Origin of the sequence: Bartonella sp. DB5-6 (assembly GCF_000278115.1) — a bacterium.
GTDB lineage: Bacteria > Pseudomonadota > Alphaproteobacteria > Rhizobiales > Rhizobiaceae > Bartonella > Bartonella refiksaydamii.
In genome coordinates this window covers 39601-58487 of the sequence record NZ_JH725117.1, presented here as the reverse complement: position 1 = coordinate 58487, position 18887 = coordinate 39601, and the positions used below count along the sequence as shown (strand labels likewise).

The window sequence follows — 18887 nt, the reverse complement described above, 5'->3', positions numbered from 1 at the left end:
AGGTCATTGAGGATAAGAGGTGATAGCTGCTGGGGGGGTGCTTAGAGGGGCTTAAGAGAGGAGCCCTTCTTTTATTTATGTGTGTGTGAGAATGAGTGTTTTGTTGAGAGAGGCATTCTTGTCAAAATTTTGTGGCTGGTCCTGTTAATTGGATGATATGCCCCATTTTGCGTAATGGTTGAACGGAGCTTTTGCCATATAAATGCACCGATGTGCTCTCTTGTGTGAGAAAATATTTGAAATCGCTAAGATTATTTCCAAGGAGATTAATCATTTGACAATTGCTATGACGGTATGTGCTGCCTAGGGGAAGTCCGCAAATCGCACGGATATGTTGTTCAAACTGTGAAGTTACGCACGCCTTTTGCGTCCAATGACCAGAGTTATGAACACGAGGCGCCAATTCATTCACTAAAAGATCCCCATCTATCAAGACAAAAAATTCAATGCAAAGAACACCAACATAATTGAGAGCATCCATCACTCCTACGCTTATTTCTTGTGCAAGCTTTTGCACCTTAAGCGGAATACGTGATGGAACAAATGATTTGTGAAGAATGCCGTTTTTATGCTGGTTTTCAGGGCAATCATAAAAAATATGTTCCCCTTGCTTCGTGCGTGCCGAAAGAACCGAAATTTCCGATAAAAAAGGAACAATCCCTTCTAAAATCGAGGGCTGTTTCTGAAAATTCTTTAAGGCTTCGTCAAGCGCTTGTTCATCTGGGTGATCCAGCATGATTTGGTTTTTTCCATCATAGCCAAAACGGCGTGTCTTCAAAAGACCACGTTCGCCTAATGCTGAAAGACCTGAAAGGAGAGAGGAAATATTGTCAACAGCATGCCATGATGCCGTGCGGATGCCTTGAGCCTGCAAAAATTGCTTCTCAAAAAGCCGATCTTGGGTGATTTCTAACGCTTTAGAAGAGGGATAAATATTTTTAGCTTTTTCTATATATTGAACCGTTTCAAGCGAAAGATTTTCAAATTCATAGGTTACAACATCACATAGAGAAATAAAATGATCTAATGCTGAAGTATCATCATAGGGTGAAACAATATGATCGTTTGCTGTTTGTGCCGCTGGGCAATCCGTTTCGGGGCAAAAAACAACAGTGCGAAACCCTAGTTCCGCTGCCGCTATGGCTAACATGCGTGCCAATTGTCCTCCGCCTATTAAACCAATTGTGCTGCCTGGAGGTAACATTGTGGATGTGGGAGAAATGCGGGACATGGTAGAGATGTTGGGAGTAGGGAAGTTGGATGTGTGGGAGGATTGTGTCATTTTAAATCTCTGTTATAGGAGTTTGCGCGACACTGGCTGTTTGTTGCTGACGCCAATCTTGTAACCGCTGTGCTAGACTATCATCGTAAACCGCCATAACTGCTGCTGCTAAAAGTGCGGCATTAATAGCACCTGCCTTGCCAATTGCTAGGGTACCAACGGGTACGCCTGCTGGCATTTGCACAATTGAAAGCAAAGAATCTTGACCAGATAAAGATTGGGTATGCACTGGAACGCCAAAAACAGGAAGAGGAGTAAGTGCTGCTAACATCCCAGGAAGATGCGCTGCACCTCCCGCACCGGCAATTAAAATTTTAAAACCTGCCGCTTTTGCTCCTTTCGCAAAGTGGTAAAGACGTTCAGGGGTTCTGTGTGCCGAGACAATATGTGAAATGTGAGAAATACCAAGACATTCCAAAGTATCTGCGCTATGGCGCATTGTTTGCCAATCTGATTGGCTGCCCATTAAAATCGCTACATCACATGAGTTTTTAGTCATTCCATATCCTTTTCAAGTGTTTAATGCGATTCTTTAGCCTTCTTTTTCTAAAAGTTTTGCATTTTTTTTGCAAAGCCAATGTTTGGGAGAGGGATGATAGGTAACAGTTTTTTTAGGGCGCTTTATAGGAGGGAATATAGTTTTCACAAACAGAGTTTTTACAGATGCGTGAGGGAATGATGATGGTTTTTTCTTTTTAAGCGTGTTGCTTCTTGATTCATGATTGAAGCGTTTGAAAAAAAATTGCACAATCTACAACATTGAACAATCTACAACATTGCAAAAAATAACCAATAAAAATCAGATGATGAAAAAAGCTCTTATTTAAATCGGAATTAAATGGGATTTCTTAAGATTTTAAGATGTCAAAAATTTTCCCTAAATGCGCTTAGCACAAACAGATTATTCTTTGGCAAACAAAGGAAAGGGACGAAATTTTTTATGATTTTTAAAATAGAGAGAAGGAGGCTACATTGGGGTATTCCTGGGGGGAACTTTCTATAACCCCTTCCCTGAAATGAAACCTATATGATATTTTATTATTTAGCAAGAGAATATTTAAAAAATTTTATGCTCATGAGAAATTAAGCACAAAATTGCCTTTTATTTTCTAGGTGTGAGTTCTCTAAAATTTTTCAAAAGCAAGTATTCCTCTTTGCTCGATACTCCCTCATCACAGTGATACGAGGTATTTTCTTTTGTTGAAAGATCAGAGTAAAAAAAGTAAGTGGGATATCCAGTATATAGAGGCAATTTCTTTTAAGCGCCCTGCGTTTACACGATTTGTTCCTTTTTTATACTTTTGGATTTGTTGCAAGGTTACACTTAAATGGTGACCTCATTGTTTTTGAGACATTTTCAACATTTCTTGCCTAAAATGAACTTTTATCTCATAGAAATGTCATTAAAATGTGGATTTTTAGCTGGCACCTCACCCCCCGTGGGGTGCGAGCACCCGCGCATCAGTATTCCGAGAGTCTGAAAGTACTGAACTCAAATCAGCTTTTTGCTTTTAGTGCTTATCACACCTGAATATAGCAAAGACTCTCGGAATTCGGAGATGCCTACAGAGTGGGCTCATTTTATGTTTAGGTTTCAGGCTTTCAGCCTTCTGTTAATCGTTGCGTATACGACTAGAACCACTTGCTTGCTAATAAGATAATTTCAGAAGGTTGGTAATAAGGATTTAAATAGCCTTTGTTTGTTTTTTTCTGAGAGGCAGGGTGTCTGTCAAATTTTTAATAATCGCTCTCCCAAATTATGTCATCAGTCCCCGCGTTTATTGAGAGGACTAACAAGTCTTGGTTCTTAGAGTCAAAAAATCCTCTTGTGAGAAGTACAAAACAAGTCGTGATTGGTTAAGGGAGACTATATGCAAGGGTTTTGCGTAAAACAATTTTAATGCTTCTAATTTGATGTTTGCGGGCTTTGGATATCATGGACGCTTTTCCTAGCCCAATCTGTCGGTAATCAGAATCAATTATTATATAGCAGAAGATCAAAGAAATGCTCTTCTTCAAATGCTATGACATAGATAATATGCTTCCTGTTGAGGGTTTTCATTCACCAAGTGAACAGTGAAGATCAAATGCAACGAGGTGTTCGTTTGAGACTGGGAGAGAAAAGCTGTTTAAATGTTTTTCAAGTTCGCGTTTTGATAGCTTAATAATAGCGTGAATTTTCTGCACATCGCTTGTTTTTGTGCGCCGAAAGGTAGCAAAGGAAACCATATATGCAAGATTATCTTGCATATATGTAGAGTTCACTTCGATACAAAAGTTCTAAATTTCCTCGCACTTCGTATTGTTTTATCAATGTACTCAATTGTCGCAAATATTCCTCCCTGTGGCTCGCAATGGCGCGTTGCGCTTGGGTTGAGGAGCGACTCATCCCCAAAAAGGCTTCGGAAGGGATTGTCATTGTCCAATTGTGCGTATGTAAAGCAACCTTTTCTGGTTTTACTCCAAAGCCATCGCTCATTTCCTGCACAAAATCAAAATTACGATAATAACGGGAATAGTGAGGAGACATCTCCTCTAGCAATGTTTCGTAAGCGGCAAGAAATTTGCTATGCTTAAAATCGCGATTGTTTTGAATGACCGCCATTACACCGCAGGCTCGGAGTCGGTTTGAGGCAGCGCAAAGCAATTTGGGACGGTCCATCCACTGAAATGCTTGCGCTGCAACGACAAGATCGACCTTATCGATTTGGTACAAGAGGCTTTCTGCTCGGCCTTGATGCCACTGTATAGTAGGAAACTTTCTTCGCCCCTGCTTTATCATGTCTGTCGATATATCGATAGCATGATATTGGTGTTCGTTGCCTAGAAGTTTGATAATCCCTTCTAATGCGATACCTGTCCCAGCCCCCACATCTACGATAGATAAATGCTTTTTGTCCTTAAAAGGAAGGAGCATGGTTTTAAATAAGGTCAGGGGATAGCGCGGACGATAGCGATCATAATCATCAGCCAAGCCGTCAAATTTTTCACTTTGCGATTGAACGCTTTTTATCATAGGGTATGATTCTCTTTACAACAGCTGACATACATAATTAAGGAGCTCTTCTTTGGCTAGTACGTTAAGCATAAATTCTAAAGGAGGGATGAATGAAACTGCCCTTTGATGCCTTCACTCTTTTCTTCTATAAAATGGATGCTTAGATGGTGAGCCGGCATCTCCCTCATTAAACGCGGTTTTGATGTCATGATTTTGGTGAGCGTTCCGGAGAGTTTGAGAGGCGGACAGCCTCTCATTAAAAAATAAAGTTTATAAATAAAAACTATTTTTATTTGCCAATCTCCTGAAATTACTTTACTGATAAGGGAATGGTTTGATCGTTTACGCAACGATCAATATGGGTTTGAAAGACCCCTTCTTCAAATGGTGCGTTTTACAGCGCAATCGCAGTTAAGCTAAGATTCCATGTTGCATGATTTTTGCTGAGAAGGTCTCTGGAGGTGAATTTTCTTGCGATGTCAAAAGGGGCTCTGGGGGCTCTATATGACGTAAAGCCGAAGTCAAAGAGTGATGGCAAAGATGGGCATTGGCTTTTGCCCATCAAACTTCATATTCTCCACAAATGTGGCTGTTTCCGTTTCAGAGAAGTCGCACAGATTGAAAGTCTATGGCAAAAGCCTTTAAAACGAAAAAGAAACCCTATTGAAGAACATCCCATATTTTATGGGATTACCGGTGCACTGACTAGTTCCACATTCAAGTAGAGCAGTAAGCAAGTTTGCCGCAATTAAAAACACAAAGAGGAAACTTGTTATTTTGCTAAACAGCGGGAAAAGAGCAAACACTTTAAATTTGTGCACCAATTCAGTTAAAATAATGATGAAGGAAACCATAACAATATAAAGAATTGCAATCATAAATGCCCAGATATAAAGACGCATTCCAAAGAGCGTTGGACCATCTCCAAGGTTACCGAGCGTGATCTGTAAAAAGATCTGCTTGGCGGCAGAAAAACAAGTTACCGTGCAACCAAGAACAACCATACCATAATGGATGTTTTTCACTTTATGGAAAATATTAAATAAAAAACCACAACCAGCAATTATAAAACCAAGGCGTTGAAGAAGGCAAAGAGGGCATGGTACCCCAGATGATACAGGTTTTGTCAGTTGATAATAGAAAGCCGACAACAAGACAACGCATAACCCAGTAAGCCCTAATATATTCATAAATATGGCAAAACGATGCTTATTTTGTTCAGCAAGATCCATGATTATTCCCTTTAAAAAGACATGTTTAAAGTAAAATTACATGATGATAAGAAATCAAAAGGGTGATAATGAACAGAATTGTCCAGCAAAAATAACTTATGTTTTTTTTGCCGTACATAGTCATTATCGCTGTACCTAGAGCAGTTAAAAACGGAACAAACATTGCTAAAATCTCCTTTCTTACTGATACTCAAGGTATTTTGAAATATGTTTAAAAAAAGGCTATAGCTTAATTTATACACAATCATTATTTTTATGACTATAGAAAAACTGTGAAGTATAAAGCTCCCGAAAAGAGGATTTTAATAAAGGTATTTGACTGTTGTGTTTAGCTGTATGCTAGCTTTTTCATCAAGCAAAAGAGTGTATTTCTTTTGCTTATCATGAAAGGATGGCTTGAACGGTAAAGCAAGTGTTATTGGTTTAATACTGAGATTTTATTTCTCTTATTCAGAATAAGGCGTTCTTATTTTTATCACTAAAATAACCTTTTCTTGCAAAAAGTTTGTTCAAATTGCAACAATCGCGCAATATTATGGCTGTTCCCCCTGCCTTTTTAGCCAAGCAAATTGTGCTCATTTTTTTCGAAATTATCTTTAAAGGAAATATTCAAGCCGTATTTAGCTGCAAAAGTTGTTGCTTTTTCCAATAACCCTTCTGAATGAATATTTACTAACAATTCATTATAATTTGACTCTTCTAAATGTAAATAAAAAGCTATACGATAAGCTAATTTTGGCAAAAAATTAGCTTTAATTAAATCTTCTGGAGAAGATATCGCTGTACTATTAAAACTTCTAGTAAAAATGAATATTAGATTATCTGTTTTCAAATTGGCTGAAGTAACAGGACGTAATCTTGATATGTCTTGAACTGTAAAATTTAAAGTAAAACTATCTAAAGGCTTCAAAAGCGATTGTTGTATTCCAATGCCATTAATATTTTTTTCTCGATCTGTATGAGTAGCTAATTTATCGAATTCATCTAAATGGATAATACCCTCTTTCGGAATTACTTAGATTACCTGATGTAGAGCGCAATATTCCTTCAAACATCGTTGAAGGATCTTTACCACTATAACCAACTTCTGATAGAGTTTTGGAATCAATGGTTACCATAGTTCTATTTGTGATTTCGTTGATTAAATGGGCTAAATGCGTTTTACCTATACCAGAGATACCTGATATTAACAGTCACCTCGGCTTTTCCCACGCAATGTGCTCATTCAAAATTAATGTTATTAGTATTTGTACAAACTTTTTATTTATACCATGATTAGAGAAAAACTGACGTAGTAATTTAATATCGTTTATGCAATGCTCTTTTTGGTTACTAAGCCTTTTAAGTAAATGGATAGCCCCTGTAAAATAAATAAAGGCGCGCAAAAACCTATGGATATACACAGGCCGTATAATACAGAAAATGAAAAAAAGTTTGCTGCATATAAAAGCACAATAGAGAATAAAGCTGTTATGATACGGACACTGGCATCGCCTACCAAAATTACCTCTGCCAAATTTTCACTAGGTGTGACAGCTTGACCAATTGTTATCCCCGACACCCTAAAATAAAATTGCCCAATCCCTAATAAAAAACCCATAATATAGAGAGAGTATTGGGTAAAGTTTAAATATAAAACAGCAGAGATGGCAATTATTGCGAAAGCTGTTGCCCCCCATACGAAAAAACGAATCAAAGACGGAGATTTCCGTAAATAATAGGATGAGACGAAACCATTGATCACAAAGCCCAGTGCTAATAAAGCAAAAATATAATTTTGAATAGCTGTAAATTTTATATTATCTGACGTTATCGATGCAAGAACAAGCGGCAATAAAACGATAGCGCCTGTATAGAGAAAATTATTCAAGATACGATTAATCGTCAAAAACCGCAAAGCAGAAATTTGCCAAAGACATTTAAAACCAACTCCATAAGATCTTTGAATTGGTCTTTTTGATGGTTCTTTTATCCTATTTATTTTTTGTATAGAATTTATATGAAACCATAAACCGGCGTTTAAAAGATAAATAAACACAATAAAGGCTATAGCTATTTTGTGCCCAAAATGCGCAATTATAAAATATATAAGCAATGGAGAAATAATAATAAAAAATTGACAGAAACTGGTATAAAATGCAAACACACTTGCTTTTTGTTTGGGGTCTGGAACAAGCTGGTTCAAGGCACTGTTGTTATTCGGGTTATCAGCTCCCCTCAAGAGAGCAAGTAAAAAAAACACAAGTAAAATAAGCGCTGGATTGTTTATGAATAATAAGAAAGATAGCAAGGCAGCACAAATAATTTGACTATAAAACCCAATAATAAAGCCTTGATAGCGCGCTAACATATTCCCCAAACATATGCCTGCAATCCCAATTGCAATTAAATTAACTATATTCAAGGTGGCAGACGTCTCTCCAGTTGTATCTTGCAATTGTAATAAAGAAAGGCCAATAGATAGTACGCCACCAGCACAGAAACTTGTCAAACTTCCAATCAAAATCATAAGAAAAACAGAATTACGCAACATTTTTTGCGATCCCAGACAGAGCGCTAAGCCATTTTGTGATTTCTTCTGTTGTCAAATATGGCTCGACACTAAATCCGAGTTCTTCATAAAATTTGACTTCAAATGCATTGCGCGTACTTATTTTTTTCAAGCCATCTATAAGCATAAATTCTATACTTGGCAACACTGTACTCATAGATTGAGATAAATAATAGGAAACTGCTCTCCAATACATATGGCTACGATCCTCTTGCCAAATAATTTTCTAAGGCATAGTTCAGGTAACAACCATCTAAAATATGTTTTGGACAACGGTACAATGGGCAACAAATACGAATAGCGTCTACTTCACACACAGGAAAGGGTAAAATATTTTTACCTCTCATGATATTATAAAAACTTTCGGCAAGCAGATCTTCTAAATTAAGTCCAGTCACAACAAGATTGGTTTTAAATTTTCGAGAAACATGAGACAAAACCAGCCACACTGCTAAAGTGCCAATAACCTCTAAGTCAGATTCTGGATAAGCTTTTTTAAAATTTCCTGCCCAATTTGTCCCTGCGGTACCTAATAATTGGCCAACTTCATTTGAATGAACAAAGTACAATTCTAAACCAATATCGTCGCAGAGTCTTTGTGCTCTTGAAACCCCTCTATCCCAATCTGGTATTCCTAACATCATTACAGGAACTAAAGAATCTTTAGGTATTCCAACTTTTATTAAATTTTGTAACAATGTATTCGAATCTCTGCCCCCACTGACCCTAACAATTATTTTCTTACCGCTACAACAACTAAAAAAGTTATCTCTGAATTTGCGAACTTCTAATGAGATAAAGGAACGACATTCTTCTTTACTAAAAAAACATGTTCTTTGCCTTTTTCTTTATGGTTATCAAAAATGTATTCTGCCACAATTTTATCATTGACTTTAGAATAAATATTCCTCTTTCTGTCTAATAAGCTGACATAATCAATATTTCGATCTGTTCTAAAAATAAGCTCTTCTTCTCCTAGATTTTCTAGTAACTGCTGTACAGTTTTTCCAAGAAAAGACACTATCTCAACACTGCTATCCTGAAAAATTTTATATGCACACACTGCATTATACGGAATGTCATGTATTTTAAAAACTTATTCAACTAATAACTCTTCTGATGGGCAAAATAAATTACGAACCCCATGTGTTGTTACAACCCGAAAAACAATCATCTTTCTCCCCCAATGATATACGATCTCATTAGAGGCAACCTTAATGAGGTCGGTAGAATAAATCAATTAACCAGAAAAAACTGAAGAGCTTATGAAACAAATTTTATCTTCGCTTTCTAACCCCATCTGAGCTTCTGCCATTTTTATTAAAAATTCTAGTGTTACTTTTTCTACATTTAGTACACTTTCTTCATTTGCTTGTAATAATGGATTAATAGCTAAATTTGCCTGTGTTATAATAGTCCTCCTTTTGTAAAACAGAGCTTCAATCTCAACGTATAAACATTTTAATTCATCAATATGTCGATCTCGTATCCTTTGGATTAAAAATATAAAAATACAAAGAAATATTTATTTTACTTAAAAAAATAAAAACCATATAAAAATAATATGTTATGTCTTTCTCATAAAGCATTAAGCTTTATGAAAAAATGCAAGCTAAAGCTATTTGTATAGATCTTTTGTGCAATGGCAACAAAGGTCATTCTCTTTGAGAAGCCAAGAATAAGAGCTCTTATATCTATTTTATGTATTGATAGACAGAAAATACTGGAATTACATGGGAAAAATTGGGCAATTATTCTACACATACACCAAAAAGAAAATCTCGATTAATATTTGTCGATTTGTTGGTTTTTATCATGATTTGCTGTAAAACACTGTTGTTTAGGGCGGTGATATAAGGCATGTAAAATTTCAACATACGCGTTTTAGAGTGTGTGGTAAGTATTTAGGGTAGGGTTTGCCTATAGAGCCTATGAAGTGAACCACATGTGTGGGTAGCAAGTGGAAGTCGCCGAGAGGAGCTGGACTTTTTACAGACCCGCGTGCGTGGGAAGTTTCGTTCTTTAGGGTGGGGGAGGAAGTCAAGGCGGTTTGTCTTTTTGTCTTTCAGATGTGTCTATCGTTAAGGTGTTTGTTGAAAAAGGCTCTTCAATATAGAGCTTATTCTAGCGATTCTGTTCCTTTTTTGAAACCATGCATAGCTGTTGCTGAGATGTGGTTCACATAACGCAAGAAGGTACCAGTGTTAATGGTCATTTGTTAAAAAATCGTCGTAGAAGAGGGGGAGGTGGAGTGTTGGAGAGGATGGCTTGTTGTAAGATTTTTAGAAGTGCTTTTCATTTTTTGTTGGCTAAAAGAGGAAATCCTCGTGACATACAAGGAATATCGTCATTTGAAGCATTGTTGGTAATAAATTAAGATATTTGGGCGGCAAAACTGAGATGAAAAATACAAAGTATTTTTTCATAAAAAGAGAGAGGTAAAATCTCAATATTGAGCAAGTGATGCTTGCTTTTCCATCATGAGAGGATATTGGTAAGGGGAATATGCTTTCTTGTAGGGATAAGGGAAGTGCGCAGGTAAGTGCTTTATATTCACTTTTAGTGCTCTATGTTTCTTATTGTTTTCTCTATCGTTGTTTAAAGACAATAAAAATGAAGGGGGCAATTGTGAATAGGAAATCTATAGTCTCTTTTTTGCCCAATTTTGTAATATGTTACACATCATAATAAGAAAGGAGATTTTCAAGCTATGTTTTTTCCATTTTTAATCGCTTTAGGTACAGCAATAACAACTATGTATGGCAAAAAAAACGTAAGTTATATTCTATGGGCTATTTTATTCGTTGTCATTCTACTTACTTTTAATCACCACGCAACTTCTACTTTAAACTTATCTTTTTGAGAGAATAGCCATGGAAAACGTTGAACAAAAAAACCCCCATTTTGTCATTTTTATGAATACGCTAGGACTTGTTGGATTATCCATTGTCTTGGTGGTGGCATTTTATTATCAATTGGTAAGGTTTGAGCTGCCTTGTCCCCTCTGTCTTCTACAACGTGTTGGTTTGATACTTGCTGGTTGTGGATTTTTACTCAATATTCACCATAAGGTGAAACATACCCATTATGGTATGGTTATTCTTGGTTGCATGGTGACCAGTATCGTTGCTGCTCGGCAAGTGTTTTTGCATATCACACCAGATGATCTTGGATATGGCTCAACGTTCTTTGGATTGCATTTTTATACTTGGGCTTTCATTATTTCAGTTCTTTGTATTTTTGCTGTTTCTTTATTCATGATTTTAGGCGAATTGGCGCACAAATTTAAAACATTTTCTCCTTTTCCTATGTTAAGTAAAATGGCAAGTTTCTTATTCGTATTTTTAATTGCAGCAAACTTAATTTCTACTATCCTTGAATGTGGTGGTGGGCAGTGTGCTGATGATCCCGTGAGATATGAGTTGTTGGCAAATTGGTTTCCTTCCTTATCTTAAAGTTTTTTCATAAATTTCCACATATGAAAATCTTAACGGTGAAAAAAAGAGAGGCAGCAATGTTATGAATGCTGCTTCTTTTTTGCAAAAGCTTTTGGAAGTAATTTAAACGAGATTTTTGCCTTTTGTGTATGAGTGCGCTTTTAGCGGCAGGCTCGATTGATTCCTCCATATATTTTGCGAAGAGTATTCGTAGAGAGCTGAAAGCTTTTATATGCTAAAAATTAAATGACAATCTTATATGGAAAGCTCTTTAGATTTTAACGATTAAAATCTCTGATTTTGAGAGGAAAAAATTTTTTGAGTTGTATATTTTTCTCTTGTTGCTTTTTTTATTTTATGTTAGTCGAAGCCCTCGTTAATGTTCATTTGGATACTTCTGAGGTTTATAATACTTCTGGAGTGGTGGGTTTTGAATTTAGAAAATTGTTATTGAATAATTTTCGCAGAGGTTCATTTGTAATGAGTGGACCTCTTTTTTTGTTGTGTGTTGTTCTTTGTTTTTTTCATGTTTTATTTGCATAGGCTGGGCAATAGTTTTTAAAATTGGTAAGATTATGCGCTAACGTGTTCTTTCCCATTTTTGGATTTAATTTTTTTAGCCTTTGTTTTGTGAGAGTAACAAACATTTTTGCGGTGGTTCGTATCGCAGAAACGCGGTAGGCAAATGAGTAATCCCCATTGACTTGTGCGTTTATCCATATTGTCAAAAAACACCATATATGAGTCATTTTACCAAATACAGGTACCTTTTAAATATATAAAATACGGTGGCAATGATTATGTGGTAGTGGTGTATTTCATATTCTCGTATGACTGCTCTCTGCTTGCTCACAATGCCGTTTCACTATGCTAGTGGAGGATGGTATGACGCAAAGTCGTGCAATACATTTTCATAGATTTACTATTTTCTTTAAATGTTTAAATCTGTAAAAGTATAAAAGCGTAAAAACTTAAATCTGTAAAATTAAAAAGCAAAGGGGAAGGCATGATTTTGTAAATGCTAACACTCAAAGAGAAGGGGTTTTTAGGGGAGGTCGTGAAAGAAGTAATAATGATAGCAAAGAGTGGGGTGAGGGAACGAAGAGCCAGATAATAAGTCGCTTGAGAGGGAGTTGAACGCATGGTTAAAAGATGAGTCGAGAAAGGGTGTCGAAGAATGGACAAGTAATCTCTTAATAAACCTGTTCAAAAGGCTGTGTTAACAAATTGGCTAAAATTTCTGGAGATAAAACCTCTGAGGCTACAGCTTTTTGAGGGTGTCAGGAAACAGACACAAAAAGAAAAACCCCCCTTTTTGTTGAATTTTGTTCACAAAACCAACAAAATGGGCTATGAACGCTGAAAATAACCTACAATTTACAAAAATTATGTGCACTGTAAAGGAAATTATTGTTTATGTCAAAAGAAGAAGTCTTGGAATTTTCTGGTATCGTAACTGAACTTCTCCCTAATGCGATGTTTCGCGTAAAATTAGAAAATGATCATGAGATTATTGCTCATACCGCTGGAAGAATGCGCAAAAACCGTATTCGTGTGTTAGCGGGTGATAAAATTATGGTTGAGATGACCCCTTATGATTTGACAAAAGGACGCATTACATACCGCTATAAATAGCTTATGGGTGTTTTTTGTTTTCTGTGAAAATTCTTAGCGTTTTCTAAAATGTTTTTATGGCTTCCCAAAGAGTAAAATGATCTAATGAATTTGTGTGATCAGTGTGTAAAAGTTTTTGCAGCCTATGAAACAAAATCAATGATTCCAAAACCAAGTGGATGAGAACTTAAAATTACTCTGAGGGGAAAATAATGGGAGATATAGACAAGACTTACTTAAGGAAGCCTCTTTCTGGAGAAATCCAATTGGTGCTTGCTTCTTCTTCACCACGTCGTTTGATGCTGTTGGGGCAAATGGGTGTTGTTCCACATAATCTTTGTGTACCCAATATTGATGAAACACCAAAATTAAGGGAACATCCTGCTTTTCTTGTAAAACGGTTGGCAAAAGAAAAAGCCCTTAAAGCACAAAAAACTCTCTTGGAGTATAACAAAAAGAGTGAAAAGGTGTCATTGGCTCAGAAAAATAAAAAGCATTCTTTAGAAAAGAGAAGCCAACAAGAAGCTTTGTTGACGCAAAAAATGATCATTTTAGCTGCTGATACTGTAGTTGGTGTTGGGCAGACTATTTTGCCTAAACCAGAGAGTGAAGACGAGGCATATGAATGTTTACGCTTTCTTTCTGGACGCTCTCACAACGTTTATGGTGCTGTTTGTGCGCTGAATGAACGTGGGAAAATAACCGTAAAATTGGTTGAAAGTCGCGTCCGGTTTAAACGGTTGGCTGCTCCTGTGATGAGGGCTTATCTTGCTTCTGGTGAATGGGAAGGAAAAGCCGGTGGCTATGCTATTCAAGGGAAAGCGGGTGCTTTTGTGGTTCATATCGCTGGCTCTTATTCCAATGTGGTTGGCTTGCCGTTGGCTGAAACAATGGATCTTCTGATAGCTTATCGCTATCCACTTCTCTCTACTTGGAATGGAAAAATGGACTAGAGAAACTTAAATTTAGGTACAACCAATGGAAAAGCATAAAAAGCCATAAAAAGCAGAAAGGTTAAATGAAAAAAGAAACAGCAAAGAAATTAAACAAGGTGCACAAATAAATAACAAAGGTGCAACAAATGCCAAAAAAGCCTGATTTAACGCAAACGGAGACCTCCTCAAACCGTTCTCCATATCCTTGTCCAATTTGTGGTCAGATGGCACAACAAAATTCCTATCCTTTTTGTTCAACACGATGCCGAGCACTTGATCTGAATCGGTGGCTTTCGGGGGCTTATATCTTGCCGTCATCAATGCACAAAACAGATGAAGAAGAGTAAAATAAAACGCTAAAGCGTTTTAAAATGTTGAGAACCGAGTGTTTGAGATTAGCAAGTAGAGTGGGGCGTTTGAGGTTTGCTTGGGGAAAATTTGAGCATTGGGAGCGGTGATGAATGAGACGTTTGGAGCCCAAGAAAAAGCTGGTATTTGGTATTATAGAATTCAGCATTAAAAAGTAGAGAGTTTGAGCATTGAAAGACTCTGTGGTTTAGGAATGAAGGAAGAGTCTGAGTTATTGATGTTGAGGGATGGTAAGACAGTATGGGGCACTTGATTTAAATTGGGTGCTTATATCTTGCTATTGTCTATCTTTCTATTGTCGCCAATGTCGCCAAAAAACGGATGAAGAAGAATAGAAGATAGTAAGGCGTTTATAAGAACGTTGAGAATCAAACATTTTCCATGAGCAGACTCAAAGCGAATATTTGAAAGCGGAGACAAATTGTGTATGCGGTGCTGGGGGGAATTTAGAGTTTGAGATTAGAAGAAACCTCAATGTTGAGGTTTCAGAAGGACGGGGATTGAGAAGCTAAGGGGAAAAACTGATGGTGAGGTTTGCGGGAAACAAAAGATGGGGGGATAGAAAGTCTAAGCTGTAAATTTAAGTGATGAAGAAGGGAAGATGGTGCCGTGTTTGAAACTTTAAAAATAGAGCTTTTGATGTGAAAGAGGAGGATGTTTGAAGCGGACGGGGAGCTCTAGGGTGGGCATTGCCAAAGAATTGTACGTTAGAGCTGAGAGTGAGATGGGTGAATGGACATGCGAAGATTTTTGGCTGAGACTTTTGGCGTTTAGGAGGATTAGCGTTTGGGACAAGGCGAAAAGTTGAGCATTTGAAGCCTAAGAAAATGAGGTGTTAGGGTTGAGGAGTGCCTAGATCTTTTAAGGTAAGAAAGCATTGGCTGTTGGGGTTGGGGAGAAAAACTAGAAGTTTTAAAAACAGAGGCTTTTTCAAAGTGAAAGCATCCTTTTATCCATAAAATAATCGAGGTGAAAAAAGCTATTAGGAAAGTGAGAAAACAATGGTTGGGAAACAAAATCCATCTCCCACTCCTGTTTGCTTGCAAAATCGAGGTGAGGGGTTTTGTATCCGTAAGGAAGAAGGTTAGTTTGTTTGCATCATTTTCTAGATTTTTCTATCAGACATATACATAATCTGCTGTCCTGTGGTTATTTTTCTTGTGCCGTGATTGTTGTGAAGTGCGGAATTCAAGGTTGCTTGATTGTCCACTAAGATGGAAAAAATATTGGGTGTTCAAGAACCATCTTGTAAATGGGTGTTGATAAGTTCCTCTTTTTTTCATTGTGAAATTGTTTTCTCCTGAAATAGATGGTGTGAGGTTCGCCATCATAAGTTATTTTCTGTCATTCAAATTCAGTTTATTAATTATGAGGCGTTGATGGTGTGGGATACTTGTGGGGCTCTTATAGTGAGGATTTGCTGGAGGGGTGGTGATGGTGGAGCTTGAGGGAATGGCTCTGCTGTTGGGGGGATGGGGGCGTTTATAACAAAGCTGTGGTTTTGTTGAAAAATGGCATTGTGTCTTTTTTTCTCTTGTTATGGGGCTTGTGAGGACCCATATTCATTTTAGCACTACGGTTACTCTTTATGCTACGTTGCTCGCGGTGTTTTGTGAGGAGCGGTTCCTTTTGGGTGTCTTGGAGAGTGAAAGTGCGGTGGCTGGTACAAGAAAGGGAAAAAAATGAACTTGGAAAAATATAGCGAACGGTTGCAAGGTTTTTTACAAACAGCACAAAATAATGCCCTTTCTTCTGATCATCAGCAGTTTATGCCGGAGCATTTTCTCAAAGTGTTGTTAGAGGATTCCCAAGGGTTAGCAGCGTCACTGATCCAAAAAGCTGGCGGTGATCTCTCTCTTATTCAAGAGACGCTCAAGCAAGCACTCGATGCTTTGCCAAAAGTGCAAGGGGGAAATGGACAACTTTATTTGTCACAGCCGTTGGCTAAAGTCTTCGCATTGGCTGAAGACCTTGCAAAAAAAGCAGGTGATCAGTTTGTTACAGTGGAGCGTGTATTACAAGCGCTTATCATGGAAAAGTCCGCAAAAACAGCCGATATTTTAACAAAGGGAGGATTAACTCCACAAGCACTTAATCAAGCTATTGATGCTCTGCGTAAAGGAAAAACGGCGACAAGTCCCCATGCCGAGAGCCAATATGATGCCTTGCAAAAATATGCCCGTGATTTGACAAAAGATGCACGAGAAGGAAAACTTGATCCGGTTATTGGGCGCGAAGAGGAAATTCGCCGTACTATTCAGGTTCTTTCACGGCGCACCAAAAATAATCCTGTTCTGATCGGTGAACCTGGTGTGGGAAAAACTGCAATTGTTGAAGGATTGGCGCTGCGCATTGTTAATGGTGATGTACCAGAAACTTTACGTGATAAACAGCTCTATGCACTGGATATGGGAGCACTTATCGCTGGCGCAAAATATCGCGGGGAATTTGAAGAGCGTCTCAAAGCTGTACTGTCTGAGGTGCAAGCAGAAACCGGTCAGATCATTCTGTTTATTGATGAATTGCATAATCTCGTCGGGGCTGGAAAATCCGATGGTCCTATGGATGCTTCTAACCTCCTAAAACCTGCTCTTGCGCGCGGAGAACTCCATTGTGTGGGGGCTACCACGCTTGATGAATATCGCAAATATGTCGAAAAAGATGCCGCTCTTGCGCGCCGCTTTCAACCCGTCTTTGTTCCTGAACCAACGCTCGATGATACAATCTCTATCTTGCGCGGGATTAAAGAAAAATACGAACAACATCACAAAGTACGTCTTGCTGATGGTGCTTTGATTGCGGCCGCGCGTTTATCTAACCGTTATATTACTGATCGTTTCTTGCCCGATAAAGCCATTGATCTTATCGATGAAGCTGCGGCGCGGTTACGTATGCAAGTCGATTCAAAGCCTGAAGAACTTGATGCACTTGATCGGCGAATCCTCCAGTTAAAAATCGAACGAGAAGCTTTGAAAACAGAAGTAGAGCCAACAGCAAAAGAACGTTTACAAACCGTGCAGGATGAACTCAATACATTGGAACAACAGTCTGCTGAGATGACAACTGCTTGGCAAGCTGAAAAACAAAAGTTGGGGCATGCTGCCGATTTGAAAAAACAACTTGAAGAAGCACGCAATGCTTTGGCTATTGCACAACGTGATGGACAGTTTCAACGGGCTGGAGAATTGGCTTATAGTGTCATTCCTGATCTCGAAAAACAATTGAACATGGCTGAAAATGATGACCAACAAAATCATCTCGTCGAAGAAATTGTCACTGCTGAACATGTCGCGCGCATCGTTTCACGCTGGACTGGTATTCCAGTTGATCGTATGCTCGAGGCAGAACGAGAAGCACTGTTGCGTATGGAAGACGAAATTAGCACACGTGTGGTAGGACAAGGTGAAGCCGTTCAAGCTGTAGCACGTGCCGTGCGGCGTGCGCGTGCTGGGCTGCAAGATCCTAATCGCCCACTCGGCTCCTTCATGTTTCTTGGTCCTACTGGTGTGGGAAAAACCGAATTAACCAAAGCGCTTGCTGCTTTTCTTTTCCAAGATTCCAACGCAATGTTGCGCATTGATATGTCTGAATATATGGAAAAACATGCCGGTGCGCGCTTGATTGGAGCTCCACCCGGATATGTCGGATATGAAGAAGGGGGCGTGCTTACCGAAGCCGTGCGTAGAAGACCTTATCAGGTCATTTTGTTCGACGAAATTGAAAAAGCCCATCCCGATATTTTTAATCTCTTGCTACAAGTGCTGGATGAGGGGCGCTTAACCGATAGTCAAGGACGAACCGTCGATTTTCGCAACACTTTGTTGATTATGACTTCAAATCTTGGCGCTGATTTTTTAACTGCGTTGCCTGAAGGGCAAACAACTGATCAAGCAAAAAATGATGTCATGAATGTCGTAAAAGCGGCTTTCCGTCCTGAATTTCTTAATCGTATTGATGAGATTATCCTCTTTCAAAGATTGCAACGCAAAGATATGGAAGCTATCGTTGATATTCAGATCCAACATTTGCAGAATTTACTCAATGAACGCAAAATAACCTTGCATATCAAACCAGAAGTTCGGCAATTTCTTGCCCATAAAGGCTATGATCCCCTCTATGGAGCGCGCCCTCTCAAACGCATTATCCAAAAGGAAATTCAAGACCCAATGGCAGAAAACATCTTGTTTGGAAAAATTCACGATGAATCAACCGTGACAATTGCAAAAGAAGGTGAGCATTTGACTTTTTTGTCTGATAATGAAGAGCATGCCCATGATGTTGATAAAAAGTAATAATGAGAACATAAAAAACTTGACAAGGTAAATCTGAATGGGTATCATTATGAAACAATCAGAATTGTGCGTTTTTGCCAAGTATGGCAAATCGTGGGGGTGTGGTATACTTACTTAATGAGTTCTTTGTAGGCGCGGCTCTGTCTTTTGGCTCTGTCTTTTGGCTCTGTCTTTTGG

Annotated in this window: 16 protein-coding genes; 6 read left to right on the top strand and 10 right to left on the bottom strand. The window is 38.1% G+C overall.

What is annotated here, in order from left to right; genetic code table 11:
• Positions 1-121: 121 nt before the first annotated feature.
• The 10 genes from MCO_RS04045 to MCO_RS04000 form a co-directional block, all read right to left on the bottom strand.
• Positions 122-1231, bottom strand: coding sequence for a 5-(carboxyamino)imidazole ribonucleotide synthase (locus tag MCO_RS04045; protein ID WP_371137036.1), 1110 nt, complete (start codon positions 1229-1231; stop codon positions 122-124).
• Between the two features lie 52 nt (positions 1232-1283).
• On the bottom strand, positions 1284-1781 hold the full coding sequence (gene purE, locus MCO_RS04040) for a 5-(carboxyamino)imidazole ribonucleotide mutase (protein ID WP_007552766.1): 498 nt from the start codon (positions 1779-1781) through the stop codon (positions 1284-1286).
• A gap of 1740 nt (positions 1782-3521) precedes the next feature.
• Positions 3522-4298, bottom strand: coding sequence for a class I SAM-dependent methyltransferase (locus MCO_RS04030; protein ID WP_007552764.1), 777 nt, complete (start codon positions 4296-4298; stop codon positions 3522-3524).
• 623 nt (positions 4299-4921) lie between these two features.
• Complete coding sequence (locus tag MCO_RS04025) at positions 4922-5512, bottom strand: disulfide bond formation protein B (protein WP_007552762.1); 591 nt, start codon at positions 5510-5512, stop codon at positions 4922-4924.
• A gap of 25 nt (positions 5513-5537) precedes the next feature.
• Positions 5538-5630 (bottom strand): hypothetical protein, encoded by a 93-nt coding sequence (locus tag MCO_RS11100; RefSeq protein ID WP_245256848.1) that lies wholly within the window; start codon positions 5628-5630, stop codon positions 5538-5540.
• A 438-nt stretch (positions 5631-6068) separates the two neighbouring features.
• Positions 6069-6452, bottom strand: a complete 384-nt coding sequence (locus tag MCO_RS04020; RefSeq protein ID WP_371137035.1) for a hypothetical protein — start codon at positions 6450-6452, stop codon at positions 6069-6071.
• 369 nt (positions 6453-6821) lie between these two features.
• Entirely contained in the window at positions 6822-8021 is a 1200-nt protein-coding gene (locus MCO_RS04015; protein ID WP_245256839.1) for an MFS transporter, read from the bottom strand.
• 13 nt (positions 8022-8034) lie between these two features.
• Entirely contained in the window at positions 8035-8259 is a 225-nt protein-coding gene (locus tag MCO_RS04010) for a hypothetical protein (protein WP_007552758.1), read from the bottom strand.
• Between the two features lie 4 nt (positions 8260-8263).
• Entirely contained in the window at positions 8264-8761 is a 498-nt protein-coding gene (locus MCO_RS04005) for a hypothetical protein (RefSeq protein ID WP_007552756.1), read from the bottom strand.
• 89 nt (positions 8762-8850) lie between these two features.
• Positions 8851-9084 carry a hypothetical protein gene (locus tag MCO_RS04000; RefSeq protein ID WP_007552754.1) on the bottom strand — a complete coding sequence of 78 codons (234 nt, stop codon included), beginning with the start codon at positions 9082-9084 and terminating at the stop codon, positions 8851-8853.
• Positions 9085-10773: 1689 nt separating this feature from the next.
• On the opposite strand from MCO_RS04000, the gene MCO_RS11095 reads away from it, so the two are divergent.
• From MCO_RS11095 to clpB, 6 genes are all read left to right on the top strand, one after another.
• The gene (locus MCO_RS11095; protein ID WP_007552752.1) at positions 10774-10926 is read left to right on the top strand and encodes a DUF5993 family protein; all 153 of its coding nucleotides are present in this window, start codon (positions 10774-10776) and stop codon (positions 10924-10926) included.
• A gap of 10 nt (positions 10927-10936) precedes the next feature.
• Positions 10937-11518 carry a disulfide bond formation protein B gene (locus MCO_RS03990; protein WP_007552751.1) on the top strand — a complete coding sequence of 194 codons (582 nt, stop codon included), beginning with the start codon at positions 10937-10939 and terminating at the stop codon, positions 11516-11518.
• 1398 nt (positions 11519-12916) lie between these two features.
• Positions 12917-13135 carry a translation initiation factor IF-1 gene (gene infA / locus MCO_RS03980; protein WP_004857577.1) on the top strand — a complete coding sequence of 73 codons (219 nt, stop codon included), beginning with the start codon at positions 12917-12919 and terminating at the stop codon, positions 13133-13135.
• Positions 13136-13326: 191 nt separating this feature from the next.
• Positions 13327-14067, top strand: a complete 741-nt coding sequence (locus MCO_RS03975) for a Maf family nucleotide pyrophosphatase (RefSeq protein ID WP_007552749.1) — start codon at positions 13327-13329, stop codon at positions 14065-14067.
• A 128-nt stretch (positions 14068-14195) separates the two neighbouring features.
• Entirely contained in the window at positions 14196-14396 is a 201-nt protein-coding gene (gene yacG / locus MCO_RS03970; RefSeq protein WP_007552748.1) for a DNA gyrase inhibitor YacG, read from the top strand.
• A 1704-nt stretch (positions 14397-16100) separates the two neighbouring features.
• On the top strand, positions 16101-18710 hold the full coding sequence (gene clpB, locus MCO_RS03965) for an ATP-dependent chaperone ClpB (protein ID WP_007552747.1): 2610 nt from the start codon (positions 16101-16103) through the stop codon (positions 18708-18710).
• Positions 18711-18887: the final 177 nt, after the last annotated feature.

Coding starts and splice junctions, on each gene's coding strand:
- MCO_RS11095 (WP_007552752.1), top strand. CDS start 10,774: ATGTTTTTTCCATTTTTAATCGCTTTAGGTACAGCAATAACAACTATG.
- purE (WP_007552766.1), bottom strand. CDS start 1,781: ATGACTAAAAACTCATGTGATGTAGCGATTTTAATGGGCAGCCAATCA.
- MCO_RS04015 (WP_245256839.1), bottom strand. CDS start 8,021: ATGATTTTGATTGGAAGTTTGACAAGTTTCTGTGCTGGTGGCGTACTA.
- infA (WP_004857577.1), top strand. CDS start 12,917: ATGTCAAAAGAAGAAGTCTTGGAATTTTCTGGTATCGTAACTGAACTT.
- MCO_RS11100 (WP_245256848.1), bottom strand. CDS start 5,630: ATGTACGGCAAAAAAAACATAAGTTATTTTTGCTGGACAATTCTGTTC.
- MCO_RS03975 (WP_007552749.1), top strand. CDS start 13,327: ATGGGAGATATAGACAAGACTTACTTAAGGAAGCCTCTTTCTGGAGAA.
- clpB (WP_007552747.1), top strand. CDS start 16,101: ATGAACTTGGAAAAATATAGCGAACGGTTGCAAGGTTTTTTACAAACA.
- MCO_RS04045 (WP_371137036.1), bottom strand. CDS start 1,231: ATGTCCCGCATTTCTCCCACATCCACAATGTTACCTCCAGGCAGCACA.
- yacG (WP_007552748.1), top strand. CDS start 14,196: ATGCCAAAAAAGCCTGATTTAACGCAAACGGAGACCTCCTCAAACCGT.
- MCO_RS04010 (WP_007552758.1), bottom strand. CDS start 8,259: ATGTATTGGAGAGCAGTTTCCTATTATTTATCTCAATCTATGAGTACA.
- MCO_RS04025 (WP_007552762.1), bottom strand. CDS start 5,512: ATGGATCTTGCTGAACAAAATAAGCATCGTTTTGCCATATTTATGAAT.
- MCO_RS04030 (WP_007552764.1), bottom strand. CDS start 4,298: ATGATAAAAAGCGTTCAATCGCAAAGTGAAAAATTTGACGGCTTGGCT.
- MCO_RS03990 (WP_007552751.1), top strand. CDS start 10,937: ATGGAAAACGTTGAACAAAAAAACCCCCATTTTGTCATTTTTATGAAT.